Source organism: Bradyrhizobium yuanmingense, from assembly GCF_900094575.1.
In the GTDB taxonomy this organism is placed as follows: domain Bacteria; phylum Pseudomonadota; class Alphaproteobacteria; order Rhizobiales; family Xanthobacteraceae; genus Bradyrhizobium; species Bradyrhizobium yuanmingense.
Genome location: NZ_FMAE01000019.1, coordinates 1 through 16,783 on the forward strand (window position 1 = coordinate 1; position 16,783 = coordinate 16,783).

At 60.1% G+C, this 16,783-nt stretch carries 22 protein-coding genes and 2 pseudogenes; 10 read left to right on the top strand and 14 right to left on the bottom strand.

Translation table 11 applies throughout. The features are described from left to right. On the top strand, nucleotides 1-314 hold a 314-nt coding region (locus GA0061099_RS35125; protein ID WP_208604917.1), incomplete at its 5' end, for a transposase. Nucleotides 315-536: 222 nt separating this feature from the next. On the opposite strand, the gene GA0061099_RS35130 is transcribed toward GA0061099_RS35125, so the two are convergent. Both GA0061099_RS35130 and GA0061099_RS35135 read right to left on the bottom strand, forming a co-directional pair. Beyond that, complete coding sequence (locus tag GA0061099_RS35130; protein WP_074448325.1) at nucleotides 537-1,013, bottom strand: hypothetical protein; 477 nt, start codon at nucleotides 1,011-1,013, stop codon at nucleotides 537-539. 63 nt (nucleotides 1,014-1,076) lie between these two features. After that, nucleotides 1,077-1,601, bottom strand: a complete 525-nt coding sequence (locus GA0061099_RS35135; RefSeq protein WP_074448326.1) for a hypothetical protein — start codon at nucleotides 1,599-1,601, stop codon at nucleotides 1,077-1,079. 156 nt (nucleotides 1,602-1,757) lie between these two features. Between GA0061099_RS35135 and GA0061099_RS35140 the strand changes: the two genes are divergently transcribed. Together GA0061099_RS35140 and GA0061099_RS35145 are read left to right on the top strand one after the other, a co-directional pair. After that, nucleotides 1,758-2,477 (top strand): hypothetical protein, encoded by a 720-nt coding sequence (locus GA0061099_RS35140; protein ID WP_074448327.1) that lies wholly within the window; start codon nucleotides 1,758-1,760, stop codon nucleotides 2,475-2,477. A 14-nt stretch (nucleotides 2,478-2,491) separates the two neighbouring features. Beyond that, nucleotides 2,492-2,821: a nucleotidyltransferase family protein gene (locus GA0061099_RS35145; protein ID WP_074448328.1), complete on the top strand. Its 330-nt coding sequence runs from the start codon at nucleotides 2,492-2,494 to the stop codon at nucleotides 2,819-2,821. Between the two features lies 1 nt (nucleotide 2,822). Here the strand turns inward: GA0061099_RS35145 and GA0061099_RS35150 are convergent, their stop codons facing one another. The 8 genes and pseudogenes from GA0061099_RS35150 to GA0061099_RS35180 all read right to left on the bottom strand — a co-directional run. Further along, on the bottom strand, nucleotides 2,823-3,485 hold the full coding sequence (locus GA0061099_RS35150; protein ID WP_074448329.1) for a hypothetical protein: 663 nt from the start codon (nucleotides 3,483-3,485) through the stop codon (nucleotides 2,823-2,825). Between the two features lie 263 nt (nucleotides 3,486-3,748). Continuing rightward, nucleotides 3,749-4,000 carry a DUF2188 domain-containing protein gene (locus tag GA0061099_RS35155; RefSeq protein WP_074448330.1) on the bottom strand — a complete coding sequence of 84 codons (252 nt, stop codon included), beginning with the start codon at nucleotides 3,998-4,000 and terminating at the stop codon, nucleotides 3,749-3,751. Between the two features lie 223 nt (nucleotides 4,001-4,223). Further along, complete coding sequence (locus GA0061099_RS41590; RefSeq protein ID WP_158644907.1) at nucleotides 4,224-4,391, bottom strand: hypothetical protein; 168 nt, start codon at nucleotides 4,389-4,391, stop codon at nucleotides 4,224-4,226. A 968-nt stretch (nucleotides 4,392-5,359) separates the two neighbouring features. Further along, nucleotides 5,360-5,974, bottom strand: a complete 615-nt coding sequence (locus GA0061099_RS35165; RefSeq protein ID WP_141697731.1) for a hypothetical protein — start codon at nucleotides 5,972-5,974, stop codon at nucleotides 5,360-5,362. 52 nt (nucleotides 5,975-6,026) lie between these two features. Next, a complete protein-coding gene (locus GA0061099_RS35170) occupies nucleotides 6,027-6,434 on the bottom strand; it encodes a hypothetical protein (protein WP_074448333.1) in 408 nt (135 codons plus the stop codon). Then, nucleotides 6,367-6,549: a helix-turn-helix domain-containing protein gene (locus GA0061099_RS40655; protein ID WP_141697732.1), complete on the bottom strand. Its 183-nt coding sequence runs from the start codon at nucleotides 6,547-6,549 to the stop codon at nucleotides 6,367-6,369. The genes GA0061099_RS35170 and GA0061099_RS40655 overlap by 68 nt, the downstream gene beginning before the upstream one ends. After that, nucleotides 6,546-6,875, bottom strand: coding sequence for a hypothetical protein (locus GA0061099_RS40660; protein WP_141697733.1), 330 nt, complete (start codon nucleotides 6,873-6,875; stop codon nucleotides 6,546-6,548). Before GA0061099_RS40660 ends, GA0061099_RS40655 begins: the two co-directional genes overlap by 4 nt. A 568-nt stretch (nucleotides 6,876-7,443) precedes the next feature. After that, nucleotides 7,444-7,728, bottom strand: a pseudogene (locus GA0061099_RS35180) (IS3 family transposase); the annotation flags it as partial. Nucleotide 7,729: 1 nt separating this feature from the next. On the opposite strand from GA0061099_RS35180, the pseudogene GA0061099_RS35185 reads away from it, so the two are divergent. Together GA0061099_RS35185 and GA0061099_RS42350 are read left to right on the top strand one after the other, a co-directional pair. Further along, a pseudogene (locus tag GA0061099_RS35185) lies at nucleotides 7,730-7,972 on the top strand (transposase); the annotation flags it as partial. A gap of 31 nt (nucleotides 7,973-8,003) precedes the next feature. Next, the gene (locus tag GA0061099_RS42350) at nucleotides 8,004-8,372 is read left to right on the top strand and encodes a reverse transcriptase domain-containing protein (RefSeq protein ID WP_244621016.1); all 369 of its coding nucleotides are present in this window, start codon (nucleotides 8,004-8,006) and stop codon (nucleotides 8,370-8,372) included. On the opposite strand, the gene GA0061099_RS35195 is transcribed toward GA0061099_RS42350, so the two are convergent. From GA0061099_RS35195 to GA0061099_RS35210, 4 genes are all read right to left on the bottom strand, one after another. Further along, nucleotides 8,358-9,347: a recombinase family protein gene (locus GA0061099_RS35195; RefSeq protein ID WP_245311234.1), complete on the bottom strand. Its 990-nt coding sequence runs from the start codon at nucleotides 9,345-9,347 to the stop codon at nucleotides 8,358-8,360. The genes GA0061099_RS42350 and GA0061099_RS35195 overlap by 15 nt on opposite strands. Then, nucleotides 9,337-9,573, bottom strand: coding sequence for a hypothetical protein (locus GA0061099_RS35200; protein ID WP_074448335.1), 237 nt, complete (start codon nucleotides 9,571-9,573; stop codon nucleotides 9,337-9,339). Before GA0061099_RS35200 ends, GA0061099_RS35195 begins: the two co-directional genes overlap by 11 nt. A 141-nt stretch (nucleotides 9,574-9,714) precedes the next feature. Further along, the gene (locus tag GA0061099_RS35205; protein WP_141697734.1) at nucleotides 9,715-10,152 is read right to left on the bottom strand and encodes a hypothetical protein; all 438 of its coding nucleotides are present in this window, start codon (nucleotides 10,150-10,152) and stop codon (nucleotides 9,715-9,717) included. A gap of 822 nt (nucleotides 10,153-10,974) precedes the next feature. Continuing rightward, nucleotides 10,975-12,777: an ABC transporter ATP-binding protein gene (locus GA0061099_RS35210; RefSeq protein WP_074448337.1), complete on the bottom strand. Its 1,803-nt coding sequence runs from the start codon at nucleotides 12,775-12,777 to the stop codon at nucleotides 10,975-10,977. Nucleotides 12,778-13,320: 543 nt separating this feature from the next. Here GA0061099_RS35210 and GA0061099_RS42860 point away from each other — a divergent pair. From GA0061099_RS42860 to GA0061099_RS35225, 5 genes are all read left to right on the top strand, one after another. Further along, on the top strand, nucleotides 13,321-13,443 hold the full coding sequence (locus tag GA0061099_RS42860; protein WP_257187504.1) for a hypothetical protein: 123 nt from the start codon (nucleotides 13,321-13,323) through the stop codon (nucleotides 13,441-13,443). A gap of 268 nt (nucleotides 13,444-13,711) precedes the next feature. Then, nucleotides 13,712-13,837, top strand: coding sequence for a hypothetical protein (locus GA0061099_RS42865; RefSeq protein ID WP_259245253.1), 126 nt, complete (start codon nucleotides 13,712-13,714; stop codon nucleotides 13,835-13,837). Beyond that, nucleotides 13,831-14,934: a phosphoribosyltransferase domain-containing protein gene (locus GA0061099_RS35215; RefSeq protein WP_036031477.1), complete on the top strand. Its 1,104-nt coding sequence runs from the start codon at nucleotides 13,831-13,833 to the stop codon at nucleotides 14,932-14,934. The genes GA0061099_RS42865 and GA0061099_RS35215 overlap by 7 nt, the downstream gene beginning before the upstream one ends. Then, nucleotides 14,931-15,680, top strand: coding sequence for an HAD family hydrolase (locus tag GA0061099_RS35220; protein WP_028344164.1), 750 nt, complete (start codon nucleotides 14,931-14,933; stop codon nucleotides 15,678-15,680). The genes GA0061099_RS35215 and GA0061099_RS35220 overlap by 4 nt, the downstream gene beginning before the upstream one ends. Beyond that, nucleotides 15,670-16,764: a cysteine protease StiP domain-containing protein gene (locus tag GA0061099_RS35225; protein WP_074448338.1), complete on the top strand. Its 1,095-nt coding sequence runs from the start codon at nucleotides 15,670-15,672 to the stop codon at nucleotides 16,762-16,764. Before GA0061099_RS35220 ends, GA0061099_RS35225 begins: the two co-directional genes overlap by 11 nt. Nucleotides 16,765-16,783: the final 19 nt, after the last annotated feature.

Here is a 16,783-nt window from a genome sequence, read left to right on the forward strand (position 1 = left end):
CGGATCTGCGGGCCAGCCGTATGGCCAAAGCTGCTGATCTCGTCGAGCAGGCGGTTCACGAGACGCTCGCCTACTATGCCTTTCCGGACATCCATTGGCGGAAGATTCGAACGAACAATCCGCTCGAGCGCATCATGAAGGAGATCCGGCGACGAACCCGTGTCGTCGGCGCCTTCCCCGACGGTCAATCCTGTCTCAACTTAGCGGCGGCCCGGCTGCGGCACATTGCCGGAACGGTGTGGTCGACCAAATGCTACATGAACATGCGACCGCTCTATCAGCCACAACTCTCTGAAACCGGAGCCGTCGCCTGATCAAAAGTGCGAAAGATTCTGGACAGTACCCGACCTACGCCGCCTGCGCGCGGGCGATGTATTCGGACATCCGTTCGAGGATAGCGCCCTATGCCATGAAACCCGGTCAGCCCATCGCTGGCCGGGTTTTTTCTATCAATCGGGACTGTTCAGCTTTGTCCGGACCAACATTTGCCCAATCGCCGCACTTCAATCTCATCTGGCCGACTTCACTCGGCCTGTTTAACATGCGGATAATAGCAGCATCGACGCTTTGGCGAATTTGGCCCGTGCATTTGCGTCCTTAACCGATTCAGGAACGGACAGATTGTTGCAGAGGTCCTTCACCTTTCCGTTCTCGAAAGTTACCTCAATTCTGTGGGCGAACTCATTTCGCACCTTACGAAAACTCTCACTCTGCTTCGCTTCTTCGTCCGTTATAAGTCCCAACGCACGGCATGCGGCAATCCTTGTACTGAGGCTGCCAAGCGGTGCATTGAATCCGGCAAGTAATTTCTCAGCGCTACTGTTTTCGACTAGGAAGGCCGCGATGGTGTCCCCCATTAGCGTGTCGAGAAAGGAGGTGGCAACTAACGCCACTCCTCGATCCGTCTCATTTAGTTCGGTAAGTGTCGCCATGAACCCACGATAGTGCGGGTCCGTTTCCCAAATCTCATCTCGAAACTTCGCCCACCGTTCTAAAAAACTCTTCTTGCTCATTGCTATGTGTCCTAAGCTGGTAAGGATTGATCCTGCAAAGACCCATTGATCAAGTCGGCCTGATCATTGCCTCCGTATCTGTTCAAAGTATTCGTTAGCCTCGATCCAGACTTCGTTGCCGGATGGTGTTCGCACACGCACCTCCATACGGACGTCGGGATCATCTGGGAGTTTCCATTGCTTTATCAGCCGGACGGCGTCCTCGTGTGAAGGCCAGTATTTTTTAACCGAGTCTCCCGACACGAAGTCTTCGGCGCAACTCGCGAACTCCCGGCTAGCCAACCCCAGCTTAGGGAGATCATGGAGTATCTTCTTCTTTTCTACCAAGCTCATATTGCCCTCGAAATACCAGCCATGGCCAAGTGCATTTGGAAGGTTCATCCAGCTTCGATCTTTAGAGATAGGTGAACGGCCATCTCCGCGCTTCGTGTTCCTCTCCAGCTTGATCATCTTCTGATCGTCGATCCCCAGCAGTCTCAGCACCTTCACCATACGTGCGATCTGAGTGTTCTGCACACTGTCGAGCGGCGCATCATGCACCCATTGCGACAGGGCGCTGAGATATAAGTATTCTTCCGGCTCCATCATTATTTGGCATTCCCTTGTCTGGCGTCGCCCTTCGGCACTCTACTTCCTTTTCGTCCCTGTGAATAACCGGGACAAGCGCCCCGATAGTCGCGTTGCTACCCTGCATTGTGCCACCCTTCAGGCCCTGATTCGGGGGCCTTGCGAGGGCACGCGCAAATGGACGGGTTTGACTTGCTACTGAAAGCGGCTGGAGCTGTTCTGGTTGCGGGCGGCGGTGCCGCGGCCCTCATTCTTGGTCCTCTGCGCTATTTGGCCGACAAATGGCTGACTTCCAAGTTTAATCAGAGGCTCGAACAGTTTAAGCACGTGCAGCAGGTGGAAATGGAGAACCTACGCTTCAAAATAGATTCCATGTTTGACCGCACCACGAAGCTCCACCAGCGCGAATTCGACGTAGTGCCAGCGGCGTGGGCGTTGTTGGTCGAGTGTAAGAACCAAGTCACCTCATTGATCGCGGCCTTTCAGCAGTATCCTGATCTCGACCGGATGACTGATCCTCAGCTTGATGAATTCCTCGAAGGCAGCTTTCTCGCGAAGTGGCAGCGCGATGAACTCAAGGCCGCCGCAAAAAAGGTCGATTACTACATCGATGCAGTGTTCTATCACCGGTACGATCAGGCCCGCGCGGCGTGCAGGGAGGCACACGTATATGTCCTCAAGAATGGGATATTCATGCCGCGCGAGATGAAGGAGAAATTCGACAGGATATCGGACCTTGCTTGGAAGGCATTGGTCGAGCATCAGATTAACCACTCAGACAAACCGATGCCTAGGTTGGAGGAGGCCCGCGACGCCCTTAACAAGGAAGGGGAGCCTCTCATGAACTCTCTGGAAGAGGCGATCCAAAGCGGTCTTCGTGATGGCCACATTGATTGATCAAGAACTGTTGCATGATTGATGGCGAATTAGCGCAGCAGTTGGCGGATTGGGCCGAGGCCACCAACGCCGTCGCGGCGCTCTGGCTGTTCGGTAGCAGAGCAAACGGCACGGCGAGGGCAGACAGCGATCATGACCTCGCATTAGAGCTGCGCCCAAAGATAAAGGACCACGACTGGGCGTTCGGCGACTTCATCTGCGAAGGAGACGATTGGAAGGTTCAGCTCCGGGATATTGTGCGAACCGACGTTAGCTTAGTTGGATTTCGCGATGATTTGCCGGGCAAGTTTGATCCTCGCGTCGACGGAATCTGTCTTTGGAGGCGAGAAAAGGGAACGGATTGAATCAGGAAAAGCCATACCGGTGGATGTTGTAAGCACGCTCTCTTTTATCCCAAGGGATGTATTCCTTGCTGTTGGGCGTGAAGAACGCGCCTTTAATGTCGAGCAATGGACCCTTGGGTGCCCATCGCCAATTCCCTCCCGGGCTATTGTTCATCCACCGCTTCACTACTAGACGCGGCTTTTCTTTGTAGTTCGGGTTCTTGCCTTCGTAGGCCCATGATTTCGCCGAAGTGCCTTCCAGAGATCGAACCACGAGTCCCATGTCTCCATGGGCCAGAGTCGCAGACCCGAAGCTGTAGATATTTTCTGCGGCGAATTGCAACAACTTCTCTCGAAGGAGGGCAATCATCAATGCTGTCGCGGCATTACCTTCGGTTTCGCTCTGCCAGTAACGACCACGGAGGCCATCGCGACCGTTGTAAAAGAGATCGGCTAGACAGAGTTCATCGGCGAGACTGATCGTGAACCAAGCCCGCCAAGTCGTGTCCACTGGTGCTTCGGGGTTCTCTACCCTCAAAGTATCGACGCAGCCTGTGTTCACCACTGCGACGTCGGCAATCCGTTTGGCCATCTCGTCGAAATGCATGTCGCGACCTAGATAAGCTTGCCACTCCGGTTCGAACTCACCAAAACTCCACTCGTCCGATGAAGGGAGGCTTATCATGACTTCCGTCCGTGGATGCGGGAGCGAGATGCCCGACAGCAGCTAATTCAGTGTTTCAGCTAATGTAGCATCGTTCCGTCTGGAAGTGCGTGTGGCTCACGCGGTCGCATGGTGGCACCGCGTGATGATCCCGGGGCCGAGTTGATGTCCGCTTTCATCAGTAGCGGACATCAATCCAGTATCGCGGCAGCTTCGGTAAGGGCCAATAGCCACATCAGCAGACTATCCGATCACATCGTCGGCTAGGGTAGTCGCTCACTTCTTCAGCCCTCAGCCCGAGCTCGATTAGGGGGTGGGTATGGGTCGCGGCCATATGTCCACTCGTTTCTGAACCTGTGATCATGGCCTTGAACTAGAACCTGAGCGTCGCGTCCTGCGTTTCCCTCCTTGTAGGCAGCGTCGACGGCGACGCGGATGGCCTCTTCCTCAGTGGCGTACGGGCCGGAATACTCACAATTGAGCGCAACCATCCATTGGCCTTTATGGCGCGTGACGAAGTATTGAACGCCAGCCATAAAGCTTGCTCCGGCACCGCCCCTGTGATCGATAGCCGGGCCGTACTCTGCAAATCTGCCGCGGTCGCCTCAACTACCGGATTTGGTGGGCTCGCAAGGAGTAGCCCCTTGTAGTGATAGGGCTGGCCTGTTGCTGTGACCGGTTAGACCAACTGCTGCGCGCTGGAACGTAGCGGCTTCAATCGGCGAGATCGAGTATCGAGAGCGAGATGTCGCCTAGCTGCTAGTCAGGCTTCACTCTCTCGTTGGAGTCAAAGGCTGGCTTGATGACGGATTGGGAGACGATCCATTTTTCCATCATGACCGTGAACCCAAGCTCTTTTTCCGTCTCCGCCCTTGCGGCGTTGAGTGCTGCGACCGCTTGCGTTTGATCGACAAATGAACCCTGCAAGGTGGTGTTCGGAAGAGTAAATAGAGTGTCGTCATGGCCAAAAATTCAGGGAGACCAGCCGCACGCGATCGCATTTATAAGAAAGTCCTCGTGCGGGTCTGGCGTGGTCTCTTTCAGATCGTACGAGGCAATAAACTTTGGCATTATGGTTGCTCCGCTCTGCGGCGCACCTGGAGGCAGCGCGGACGTGACTCGACGCCGTGGCGAGTGAGAACGTCGGCGCTGTCCCTACCACGCGCGCAAACTTGGGTGGCCAGCCTTCGCCCTTGGATTAGCGAGCCTGACCACCTCGGCCCCCCAAGAGGCTCCCAAGGGTGCTACCAACGAGTATCGCTGAGAAGGACTGGAAGCACCTACCATGATCGTTGGTGCCGATCTAATGTGGCCCTGGGGCCAAATGCGCCACGGCGACTGAATTAGATTTGATTTTTGATGTGGTTGAGCGTCACCGACTTTCTCGCAACACGCCGCCGCGCTATCGGTATCCGCGTAACTTGTTGCAGGTCTCGAGTTTGATGTTGGCCGTCCGAGCCTCTAAGACTTGGCGCCGGAATTGGGCACCAGATCGGGCAGCGCCGCATACATGGCGTCGATGCTATCGAGATCGATCAGGGTCCGGGCGTCGAATTTGTTCGCCTTGATCCGACCGGAATTGATCAGTTCATAGCATTTCGTGTGCGAACCTTTTCCCGTAGCGGCACGCCTCCTTGACGCTCGCCAGCCGATGGCCGATCGCAGTATCGATCGCGCTCACTTTAACTTCCTCGATCATCGTCATAGCCTCGTTTCCCTTGCCCTGCGGCGTCGCTCCTGCGTGCTCCGCGCGGTGCGCGCCCGATGGCAAACCTTGCAGACCGTCATCCGCCGGGGCGCATAACCGTCACGGGCCTGCATGTAGGAATCGACCTCCGGCTTTTCCTGTTGGCATTTCCTGCAAATCATCGTTGCCAGGACGGCGGGCCCCTCGGTCATTTGAATACCTTGGCGATCTCGGCCGGCGACTTCTCGATCTTGTCGGCCACGGCGAGCAGCCGTTGCGCCTCGCTGACGCGCGGCTCAATCGCCTTGACTTGCGACATCAGCTCGCGCGCCTCCTTGATCTGCTCCCGAATGTTTTCGTTGCCGACCTCGTCGCCGAAGTTCTCGTCGCGGATCAGTTTGACCCACGCCCGCGGCACGCCGAGATCGACGGCCAGCTTCTCGTCGGTCCAGCCATCGCCATAGCCGACCTTGTCGTTGAGGTAGACCTCGTTCAATTTCTCGAAGATGATGCGCCGGTCCTCGCGGGTCATCACCCGCATGTTGTCCTTTTCCACCTTGAGTTTGTCGTTCATCGCGTTCCCGTTCTGCATGGCTTCGGCCTTCCTGATCGATGAGAATTTCGCGGCGTTTAAGCAGCGCGGGCACCGATGCGCGGTTCGGCTGCGGCCGACATGCCAGCCTTTGGCTCCCAGCTTGCGCGCGATGAACCGCCATTCGACCTCGGCGTCCGCGCCGCGTGTGTTCTGCATCGTATTGACGGGCAGCGGGATCTCGGCCTCGCAGCCCGGCGCGCCGCACCGCGCGATGATGCCGTGCACCATCTTGCCATCGTCGCCGTAAGGCACCGAAGTGTGAACGAACGCCTTTCCGGGGTCATGCGGCCTCCTTCCGTTTCGGGAACGAGCGCTTCGGCCACCGGCTCGGTGGGCGCGGCTCGCCTCGATGCTTCGCGAGCAACCGCGCGCGAAACTCGGTCTCGCGCTGTTCGATCCGCCGGGTCTTCGCGATCTGCGTGATATCGCGCTTGCGGGTCTTCTCGCGGTGCTCGGGGATAGTTGGCGTCAAATTCCAGAACGCATCCGCGCCGCCCTGCGCGTGGTAAATTGCGTGGTCGAAATGGAAGAGCGATAGCACTTGATCCTCGATCATCTTCACCGCGTCCTCGTGCGGGATGACGTTCACAAGCTTCCCAGTGCCGTCATCGGTCAGTATCTCACAGAGCGTCGCCGCGAGCCGGGTTTTGAGCGGTATGTAGTCGCGTCGCCTCATTTCCAGGCCCATGAACGACGCGATGAATAGTCGATGCGGTCACGCCAAAATCGTCACCCAGCTCTGCCATCGTTCCGTGTTTACCGGCATAGGCGGCGCTGATTTCGTCTGCTTTTTCGAGCGTCATCTTCGCATTCCAATGCGCGACGCCTTTCGGTGTGCGACCATTCCGCATTGCATCGGCGATGTTACCGGCGCGGGTGTCATAGCGAAGATTGTCGAGATCGTTAATCCGATCATCGTTGCGATGGCAAATGTCCAGCCCTGGCGGGCGCGCACCGATGAAGGCAGCAGCCATACGACCAGTTTTGCGAAGCACGCGGTGCGCTCGGGATTGCGCGGCAGCAGCGAGACTAGCCACTCGACGATCTCGGCAAACTTGACGCTGGTTGGTTGAAGCTCGGGCTTCAAGTGCGCGTAGGCGAAGAATTGCAGCATCGGTTCAGTGCTCACGTCACTCTCCCTTTTGTCATGGTCAGTGCTCGGTCTGCGGGCCGTGCGTATGGATGGCTTCGCCGTTGCGGCGGGCCACGATCGCGGCCATGCCGCCCTCGATCTCGCCGCTCGCCTCCTCACGCCGCTCGATCTCGCGCTCGGAGGCGGCGTATTGCTTTCAAGCCGTGTACCAAGGTGGCGCCGCATTGGATCGAGCAGGTTCTGGCAGGCTCGTCACCCGCCTCGGGATGGTGGCGCCGGCGCCGGCTGGAGACTGGAGCCGGATCGGGCGGGCGCGCCTCGGCCAAGTGCTGCTCAAAGCCTCGCGAACAGGTGTCGGCGAGGAAGCCCGCCGCCGGGGAAAGCCATCGGCGGCGGCACTGCACGCTGCATTGCAAGGTGATCAATGAGCGACGGCAATCGGGGGTGCAGATACGATGGACCTTGAAATCCCACATGGCGCGGACAGGGAGTACCTGATCGTTTTCGGCGTGGCGGCGATCTATATAGCGACGATCCCGCGCGGCGAGCCGTGCATCGTCGGCGTCTCCCGTCAAACAACCATATCACAGCGGGGTTGCACATCCACCGCACGGCTCGCCCAATCGATGATCGCTACCAGATATAAAAAGCCCTGGCCGATCGGCACATAGGTGATATCGGCCACCCACACTTGATTTGGCCGGTCGATCACCATATGGCGCAAGAGATACGGGAAGATTTTGTGTCCCGGCGCCGGCTTTGTGGTTCTGGGCTTTGGTCCCAGCGCCGCCATGCCCATCTTGCGCATCAACCGCTGCACGCGCTTGCGATTGATGCGACAGCCTTTGCCATTGAGCATCGCCGTCATCCGCCGCGAGCCCAGGAACGGCCAGGCGCTGGCTTGGCGCCTGTCGAACACGATGGACACATCGTTCTGTGTGTCTGCGCTCGAAGAGGCCTTGGCGCGCTTCGGCCGGCCTGAGATATTCAATACCGACCAGGGCAGCCAGTTCACCAGCGCCGCCTTCATCGGCACGCTGGCCGCCACCGGCGTCAGGATCTCGATGGACGGTCGCGGCCGCTGGATGGACAACGTGTTCATCGAGCGGCTGTGGCGCTCGCTCAAATACGAGACCGAAAGGCGGAGCTGGCAGCACGCGACCGTTGGGAATACCAACGGTCTCGGACAGGATCGCCCAGATGGTGGTCAAGCGTTATCTTGAACCGATCCTGGAGCCCGTTTTCCACATGGATTCCTATGGGTATCGGCCAGGGAAATCAGCACATGATGCACTGGCTGTGGCTCGGCGTCGATGCTGGAGCCACGATTGGGTGCTCGACCTCGACATCAAGAGCTTCTTCGACGAAATCGACTGGAGCCTTCTGATGAAGGCCGTGCGCCGCCACACCGACTGCAAATGGGTCTTGCTCTACCTGCAAAGGTGGCTGGAAGCGCCCGCGAGCATGCCGGATGGAAGCTTGGTCAAGCGCACAAGAGGAACTCCGCAGGGGCTGTCATCAGCCCGCTGTTGACGAATCTCTTTCTTCATTATGCGTTCGATGTGTGGATGAGCCGAGAATATCCGGATGTCCCATTTGAACGATTATGCTGATGATGCCATAGGCCATTGCCGAGTGAAGCGGAGGCGCGTGACTTGTGTCGGGCGCTCGAAGCGAGGTTTGCGGAGTGCGGGCTACGGCTGCATTCACGCCCGCGGTGCTGTATCCCGCCGCCACGGCCGTCTTACCATAGGCATAGGCGCCGCCGTAGACCGGGTTCTCAATGATCCGGTGGATGGCAGAGTAGTTTGGTCGCCGCCAGGCCGTGTCGCCGTTAGTCTGCTTCACCGGCAGATCGAGATTGTACTCGTGGAGCCAGCAGAGCGCCTGTCGCGCGCTGCCCAGTTCCTCGACCTTGTCGAACACCAGCTTGATCGCTTCCTGGACACGCCGATCCGGGTCTTTCTCGTAACGGTCGCCGGCCTTCACAAAGCCGACGGGCGCTGTCACAACCAACTCCCCCCGGCGCGCCTTCTCGTAGCGGGCCGAGAGCGAGCGCTGGCGCAACAGATCCAGCTCGTACTCGTTGAGGCTGCCCTTGAGCCCGAGCAGCAGGCGGTCGTTGCCGTGCCTTGGCGCATAGATGGTCTCTTGATCGACCAGAACGGTATCGACCACGCGGCACATCTCGATGAGTTGCTGCCAATCCCGGCTGTTGCGGGCGAAGCGCGAGACCTCGCGGGCGCAAACCGCACCAACCTTGCCGAGGCAAACCTCCGCCACCATTCGCTCGAATCCGGCGCGTTCTATGCCGCCGGCGGCCGAACGACCGAGATCATCATCGATCACTTCAATTTCTGACCACCCGAGTGCCGTCAGCCGGTCTCGCATGGCGTGTTGCAGCGCGCTGCTCTCGCGATTGTGCAACACCTGATGGGCCGAGGATTGACGCACGTAAAGAATCGCCTTGCGCTCCAGATGATAAGGCTTGACCTTGTCAGAAATCATGATCGACCTCCTTCGCGCGCGACGTCGCCGTCATCGCAGCATGGTCGAGAATCAACTGCGTCATCAGGCTCGTGAGCGCTGCCCGCGCTTCTGCTGGCAGATCCAGCCATCTGGGCGCGCCGATGGCGCCGTTCGGCAGGCCACCCCCGAACAGATCCATCTGCTGCTGCGGCCGCGGTTGTCGATCGTGTCGGTATCCGCTCCCTGGCACTGCCGTCTGCCACATGAGTCTCTCCCCGATTCTGGTCGTGAGAAGCTCTGGATGCGCCAGAAAGCAGGGCAGCTGATGGCGTTCGATCCTTCAACGCCAGATCGAGAAGCGCAGAGAGCGCCGCAAGTGCGTCAATGCTGACAAACGGCTGAGCTGTCAAAGGTTCAGCGTGAGGGCATGCTGCTCGATCGAACATCCATGCTGGAACCTCCAACCATCGATCCGCTTGCGATCCATCAAGAGAGCAGCGTAAAGCGACATCATCAGCCTTCTCGACCCTTCCATGAACGCAAACTCGGCGACCAAACCAGGGATGATGTCGATAAAGAACCTCGCGAAGAACGGTCCTGTGGGCGTTCTTGAGCCTTGTTGTACAATTTCCAGCGCCCCCATCAGGCGCTGGAAAACCGCGCGCCGATGGCGGTCTGGCGGGCAGGTGTCACCGGCGCATTCGGCGAAGAGGCTGTGGATATGACGCTTCTCGCAAGCGAGAAGCGTGAAAAACCCGCCCCGTGCCCAAAACCCCACAGCCACGACAGCAGCAAGCAACAGTAGCGTAAAGTATTGGCAAGAACGAACGGCAGCAAGCTCCACTTAAGAAACCAGACCCGGTGGTCCTCAGCATAGGGTCCACTTCACTACGTCTGTAATTTCATCGGACTGAAATGAGACGGTGAACGGTATCGCGTACCGCTCACCGGCTCGCCAAAATGTTTGCGCTTAGTTATTGAGCTCCGGGCAGCCTGGGACGTTCCAATCACCGGGGTGACAGTGGGGCGGCATCACGTCGTGACCTCCCGAAGTCGCACATGCTTCGTCAATTCGTTCACGCCATAGGCTGATACATCGCTTTCCATGCTTTCTCCTCTCGCACTCTTGCCGGTCAGCAACTGCTGCTGCCGAGAACGCAGGAGACGCAAGCCTCGGGCCAACCGCGCGCAGCATTTGCAGCTTGACAGGGCACGTGCAGCGGGCCGCTCGACCATCACGTTGCGAACACGACCAATCGAACAGTCGGGAACACGACATGCGCGAAGAAGGCAGCGAGCGTCACAGGGATGCGGATCGGGCGAAACCGCTGCACCATGGTTAGTTTCGCGCCTCAATGCACCAAGGAGTTCCTTTGAAGCTCATCCTGTGGCACAGTCGCGACGATCAGAGCCGTCCGCTGCTCGGACCGTCGCGAAGCGGCCGCGAGACCGAGGACTTTCTCCGTGGCTCTCACCTTGATATCCCAGCGGAGCCGTCGAGGCGTTGCGCCGATAGTGGATGCAGGATCCGCCACGCACGTTGATGACCGCGGACGTGGGAGCTCATACCGCGGACTCACGAGCCCGTCGCCGCGCCTCACAAAACCGTTGAGATCCCTCGCAAAAACGAGTGAATCACGCCTCATCCGACCCTTTCGCATCGGCCTCAAAGCAGCTCCTTAGCCACGCTCCAGCGCTGCCGCTCGAAAAGACGGCGGTAGATGCCGCTGTTTAGATGAACTAGCGCGGCGTGGTCGCCCTCCTCGATGATACGGCCGCGATCGAAGACGAGTAGCCGATCGAGCGCGCGCACCGTCGAGAGCCGGTGCGCGATGATCAGCGTGGTGCGCCCGACCATTAGCCGCTCCATCGCGTTCTGGATCAGCACTTCCGACTCCGTATCAAGGCTCGAGGTTGCCTCGTCCAGAATTAGAATCGGCGCGTCCGCAAGGAAGGCGCGCGCGATCGCCACCCGCTGGCGCTCGCCACCGGAAAGCTTTATGCCGCGCTCACCGACCAGCGTACCATAACCCTTCGGCAGGCGCGCGATGAATTCATGCGCGCTGGCGAGTTGTGCTGCCTCCTCAATCTCGGCCTGGCTGGCGCCGGGCTGGCCGTAAGCTATGTTCTCGGCTAGCGTTCGGTGGAACAAGAGGCATTCCTGCTGCACAACCGCAATCTGAGAGCGCAGCGAAGCCTGCGTCACCTTCGAAATGTCTTGCTCATCGATCTGGATCCGACCGCCGTTCACGTCGTAAAGCCGCTGGATGAGCTTCACAAATGTGGTCTTGCCGGAGCCGGAGGGGCCGACCAGACCGACCCGTTCGCCGGCCTTTATCGACACTGAGAAGTCCCTGAAGAGCGGCAATCCATCATTTCCATAGTGGAAATGGACTTTCTTAAAATCGATGCGACCCTTCATGATCCGGATCTGCTTAGCCTCGGGACAATCAGCAATGTCGAGCGGCTGGCTCTGGATATAGACCAGCTCCTCCATATCATTCACTGAGCGCTGCACGTTGCGGACGTGCATGCCCACGTCGCGCAGGTAGCCCTGCAGCACAAAGAAAGAGGTAAGCACCAGGGCGATATCGCCCGCGGTTGCCTGGCCGCGTGAGCACAGAAGCAAGGCATAGCAGATCACCGCCGCCCGGAGCGCGAGCAGAGTTACGCCTTGCATCGTGCCGCTGATCGCTCCACGCACCCAGCTCCGACGCATCCGACGTCGCCACTTCGCGATGACCTTTGCGAGGCGCTCGTTTTCCCGTTGTTCGGCTGCGAAGCCTTTGACCACCGGGTTGCAACTGATCGCGTCGGCGAGCGCGCCGCCAAGCCTGCTATCCCAGCTGTTCGCAAGGCTCGCCGACGGCGCGATATATCTGAGTGATAACGTGATCGTCAATCCGACATAGGCGAGAGAGCCGCAGGCAATGATAAGGCCCATCATCGGCCAGTGCCAACCGAGCAGCACGGCCGAACCGATGAGCATGATGAGCGAGGGGAACAACGCGATGAGGATCGTGCTGTTCAATAGGTCGAGCGCGCCCATGCCGCGCGTGATCTGGCGTACCGTCGAGCCGGTGAAACCGTTGGCATGCCAATCGGTCGAAAAGCGCTGGACCCGATCAAATGCGTCGCTCGAGATGCCGCACAACATCTTCAGCGTCAGATCGATGATGCAGGTGAAGGCAACGTGACGCATAACAATGGCTCCGAGTGCGAGCCCAACCAGCATGTAGAACGCGGCAAGCGCGGCATGCCATGCGACGGCCTCCGTTGCAGCTCCGTTCGCAACTGCGTCGACCAGCCGGCCCGTATAGAGCGGCGTCAGCACGTCAGCCAATGTGCAGGCGAACATCGCGATCATGATAATTGCGACCCGGGCCGGCTGCCAGCTCCAGTGGCTGCCAGTGAAGGCGAGAACGTCGCGAAAAGCATCGACGCGCGGGCCAATATGGAAACGGCTCATGGTCTATGCAATCGCATCCATGCGATCGATCCCAGGAAAGCTGAAATGGAAACTCCGCGCAAAGACGCGACCATATGTTGGTTCCTTCTTCGCATCGATTGCGAAATCGCTATCGGGTCGACCAGCTCCGCCGATCGTCCGTTGCTCCACCCGTGTCACTTGGCGTACCAACCTCCAACCGGCGCTGGATGAAAGTTCCGTGGAAGCCATCGTAAACCGACGCCAGCACGGCAACGCCGGTGTTGACTTCCACCTTCGAAAACATCTCAGACATAGGCGTATGCCTAGGACCAGGCCTAGCTCCTCCGGCTAACGCGGGTGTCCAGTGAAAACGGGGTGAAGTTCAGCGTGTTGGTTGGCGAACCATCGGTGACGCGAGAAACTATCAAAGCTACGGTTACCGTCAAGTTCTTCGAAGGGCTCGACTACTACCAGACTTGACAGTAACCCCAGACAACCGTGACAGCTAATCTCGCGAGACTGATTAGCAGTCGGCGCACTGATTAGCAGTCGGCGCGAAGCATGTCGGAGGAGCCTTCAATCATGCTGACCGCCGCCGAAATTGCCGACGCCAAAAAGCGCGTCAGGTATCAACATGCAAACGTTCTCCACGAAAACGACGACAGCGTCAGGATTGCTTATCAATGGCTAGACGCGCGCAAATAATAACCAAGAGAAAGCTGCGCCTAGCGTGCCCTTTGAAGGAGATCATCGAAATTTGGGGCGGCAGGTACGTCGCATCGTTCGATGTAGAAGTTGCGGCTAAAATGCACCCTCGAATCCGAGGGACATACCCTCAATTCAATATCCGCTCTCGCTTTACCCTTCCTTCCGATCGTCGTCTTGCAAACATCACCGAGGCGAGAACGCAAGATCCTGCAATCGCCGTTGTGGGGATCGCGAGCTGTCGCTCAAGCACTGTGGAGCGTACTTGATGCTCAGCTTCCTCGATTCGTTTGGCATTGAGCCGCAGATGGCGCACGAAGCGCGGCTGCTTGGCCGCGCAGACGTGGTCCGCCAAGCCCGCGACATGATCGCTCGCGTCACCTGCGAATGTTGACTGCCGCCGACAAGACCCAGTCGATCCAGTTGGCTACGGGCCGGCTCGATATCGCCGTGTACAAGGCGGCCTGGCCGCTGGACAGCCTTTGCGCGTTTGCGGCGCGCGAAAATCCGCGGCGGGGGTTCCTGGTCGTATCCCGCGTTCTAGGGCGCTATTTGCCCGCCACGCCGCAGATGATGCGGCAGAGCGCCCGCGATCTCGCGGCGCGGCTTCCTGACGATCTGCCGGGGCCGGTGCTCGTCGTCGGCCTGGCCGAGACCGCCGTGTGCCTTGCCCAGACGGTGCACGAGGAATTTCGCCTCGCAACGGGCCGGGTCGACATCCACTTCCTGCATTCGACGCGACAGCAACTGGATCATCCGTTGCTGTGCCGCTTCGAAGAACCGCACAGCCACGCCTCCGCGCATCTGATCTACAGGCCGGCGCTTCCGGAGCCGCGATCACTGGTATTGGTCGACGACGAGATCTCGACAGGAACGACCCTTTGCAACCTCGCCCAGGCGCTCGCCACTGCTTGGCCGCGGATCGAAGCGATGGCGGTAGCGACGCTGACCGACTGGTCGGCCGGCAAGGCGTGGCAAGCACGCATGCCGCGTCCCACGTGCATCGCGGCGCTGCTGCGCGGACGCATGGAGTGGACGCAGGAGACGACGACGGTGCTCAACAGCGCGTTCGACACCGCTGCCGCTTCACTCGGGCGCATGGCGACGCATCGCAATTTCGGTCGGCTGGGACTCGACCGGCCCGTCGTGCCCGAACCCGATACCGCTGTGCCCGAGATCCTCGGCCCACTGCGGATCATCGGAACCGGCGAGTTCACCTATCCCCCCTTCCTGCTGGCGGAACGCCTCGCAGAAGAAGGGCATGATGTCGTCGTGCAGGCGACCGGCCGAAGCCCCGCACTCCCCGGTGCCGCGATGGCGACCAAGCTCCGCTTTGCCGACAATTATGGAACGGGCGTGCCCAATTACCTCTACAATGCCGACCGGGCCGATGGACGCGCGAACTGGATCGCGCATGAGACCGGCGCGGCGACAATCGACCCCGGGCTGATTGCCGCTCTCCGTGCCGAACTGATCGGCTGGACGGCATGACGCGTGCCATCGCCCTGGTCGATCTGGACGACACGCTGTTCCAGACGCTGCGCAAATGCCCGCCCGATTTGCCGGCCGACCGGTTGACGCCGCTGGGCTTCGCGCGCGACGGATCGCCGCTGAGCTATGCGACCCCGCGGCAGATGCAGTTCCTGGAATGGCTGGCCGATACGACGCATCTCGTCCCCGTCACCGCCCGCAGCCTGGACGCATTGCGGCGGGCGCGCATTCCATTCCGCGCAGCGGTGTGCGCGCATGGCGGCGTCGTGCTGGATGACAGCGGTCAGGTCGACATGGACTGGGCTGCGACGATCGCCGACCGCGCCGCGCCCTTCGCGTCGCAGCTTGCTGGCCTGGCGGAGGCGATCAGGCGCAGGGCGCGCGACCGCGGCATCGCGGTCAACGCCCGTGTGCTGGTCGAGGACGCGCTGCCGCTCTACACCGTGGCCAAGCATGAAGATGCGGATGCCGCGGCACTTTTTGCGGTGGTCGACGCTGCCGTGCCGTCCTTGCCCAAGGGCTGGACGGACCACCGCAACGGCAACAACGTGGCGCTGACGCCACCCTATCTGGGCAAGGCCCATGCGGTGGCATATATCCTACCCGGCCTCCGCGCACGCTTCCCTGATGCGCCGGTAATCGGCATCGGCGACAGCCGCACCGATGCGCCCTTCATGGGCCTTTGCGATTTCGCCATGATGCCCACCCGTTCGCAGCTGGCCGGCGGCATGTTCCATGCGGACTGAGGTCGCGCCCCCGTTCTCGGGCAGCTACGACCCGGCCGACGTCACCTTCCTGCTCAAGCCAGTGGTAATGGCCCCGACTTCCGTCGCCGAAAAGGAAGCGGCGATCCAGTCCGGCCGCCACCACTATTCGGAGATGATCGCGCCGGAGAGGGTGCCGGACGACAGCTATCTATCCCTCTATCACGCCGCGCTTGCGCGGAACGGTGCCCGCCTGGCGCAGGATGTCGCCACCCTCGCTGCGCAGCTCGCCGCACGCAGGCCGGGGCGCGAGCTGGTAATCGTCTCGCTGGCGCGTGCGGGGACGCCGATCGGCGTCTTGCTCGCGCGGACCTTGCGGGCGCACGGACATCGCGCAGCCCATTATTCAATCAGCATTATCCGCGATCGGGGTGTCGACCGCGTGGCGCTCGCGCATATCGCCGGCCGGCACGATCCGCGCGACGCGGTGTTTGTCGATGGCTGGACCGGCAAGGGGGCGATTGCCGGCGAACTTCGCGCGGCCCTGGCCAATGCGCCATTCGGCTTCACACCGGACTTAGCCGTGATCGCTGACCCTGCAGGACAGGCAGACATCGCCGCGACGGCGGATGATTATCTGATCGCCTCGGGCTTGCTGAACGGCATCGTTTCGGGCCTGGTCAGTCGCTCGATCCTCAACGCCGCGTCGGTGGGGCCGGGCGATTTCCACGCCTGTGTCACCTACCCGCAATATGCCGGTGCTGATCTCTCACGTGCCTTTGTGGACACGATCGCGCCGTTGGCCGCTGCGGCGATACCGCAACCGGTAGACGGGCACGGCGCCGGCCGAGCGGCGCTGAAACAGGAATGCGAGGCGATGATGCGGCAGTTGCTGGCGGAAAGCGGAACGCGTGACCGCAACCGGATCAAGCCCGGCATAGCCGAAGCGACGCGCGCCCTGCTGCGGCGGGTGCCGGAACGGCTGCTGGTTCGCGATTTCGAGGACGCCGATGTGGGGCACTTGCTCCATCTCGCCGCCGCGCATGCCATTCCGGTCGATACGCTGGGCGGGGAATCGCAGTATCGCGCGGTCGCAATTATCCGTAGCCTGGGCGACGACGCATGAGCCGGGTTTCCGTCCTCGC

What these genes read in the sequence shown, in the direction of transcription:
- GA0061099_RS40655 (WP_141697732.1), bottom strand. Translation starts at nt 6,549, where the DNA reads ATGACGCTCGAAAAAGCAGACGAAATCAGCGCCGCCTATGCCGGTAAA.
- GA0061099_RS35215 (WP_036031477.1), top strand. Translation starts at nt 13,831, where the DNA reads ATGTTGACTGCCGCCGACAAGACCCAGTCGATCCAGTTGGCTACGGGC.
- GA0061099_RS42865 (WP_259245253.1), top strand. Translation starts at nt 13,712, where the DNA reads ATGCTCAGCTTCCTCGATTCGTTTGGCATTGAGCCGCAGATGGCGCAC.
- GA0061099_RS35145 (WP_074448328.1), top strand. Translation starts at nt 2,492, where the DNA reads ATGATTGATGGCGAATTAGCGCAGCAGTTGGCGGATTGGGCCGAGGCC.
- GA0061099_RS35150 (WP_074448329.1), bottom strand. Translation starts at nt 3,485, where the DNA reads ATGATAAGCCTCCCTTCATCGGACGAGTGGAGTTTTGGTGAGTTCGAA.
- GA0061099_RS35135 (WP_074448326.1), bottom strand. Translation starts at nt 1,601, where the DNA reads ATGATGGAGCCGGAAGAATACTTATATCTCAGCGCCCTGTCGCAATGG.
- GA0061099_RS35200 (WP_074448335.1), bottom strand. Translation starts at nt 9,573, where the DNA reads ATGTGGCAGACGGCAGTGCCAGGGAGCGGATACCGACACGATCGACAA.
- GA0061099_RS35165 (WP_141697731.1), bottom strand. Translation starts at nt 5,974, where the DNA reads ATGGTGCACGGCATCATCGCGCGGTGCGGCGCGCCGGGCTGCGAGGCC.
- GA0061099_RS35225 (WP_074448338.1), top strand. Translation starts at nt 15,670, where the DNA reads ATGCGGACTGAGGTCGCGCCCCCGTTCTCGGGCAGCTACGACCCGGCC.
- GA0061099_RS35195 (WP_245311234.1), bottom strand. Translation starts at nt 9,347, where the DNA reads ATGATTTCTGACAAGGTCAAGCCTTATCATCTGGAGCGCAAGGCGATT.
- GA0061099_RS35210 (WP_074448337.1), bottom strand. Translation starts at nt 12,777, where the DNA reads ATGAGCCGTTTCCATATTGGCCCGCGCGTCGATGCTTTTCGCGACGTT.
- GA0061099_RS35130 (WP_074448325.1), bottom strand. Translation starts at nt 1,013, where the DNA reads ATGAGCAAGAAGAGTTTTTTAGAACGGTGGGCGAAGTTTCGAGATGAG.
- GA0061099_RS35140 (WP_074448327.1), top strand. Translation starts at nt 1,758, where the DNA reads ATGGACGGGTTTGACTTGCTACTGAAAGCGGCTGGAGCTGTTCTGGTT.
- GA0061099_RS35170 (WP_074448333.1), bottom strand. Translation starts at nt 6,434, where the DNA reads ATGGGCCTGGAAATGAGGCGACGCGACTACATACCGCTCAAAACCCGG.
- GA0061099_RS35155 (WP_074448330.1), bottom strand. Translation starts at nt 4,000, where the DNA reads ATGGCTGGCGTTCAATACTTCGTCACGCGCCATAAAGGCCAATGGATG.
- GA0061099_RS35220 (WP_028344164.1), top strand. Translation starts at nt 14,931, where the DNA reads ATGACGCGTGCCATCGCCCTGGTCGATCTGGACGACACGCTGTTCCAG.
- GA0061099_RS42860 (WP_257187504.1), top strand. Translation starts at nt 13,321, where the DNA reads ATGCTGACCGCCGCCGAAATTGCCGACGCCAAAAAGCGCGTCAGGTAT.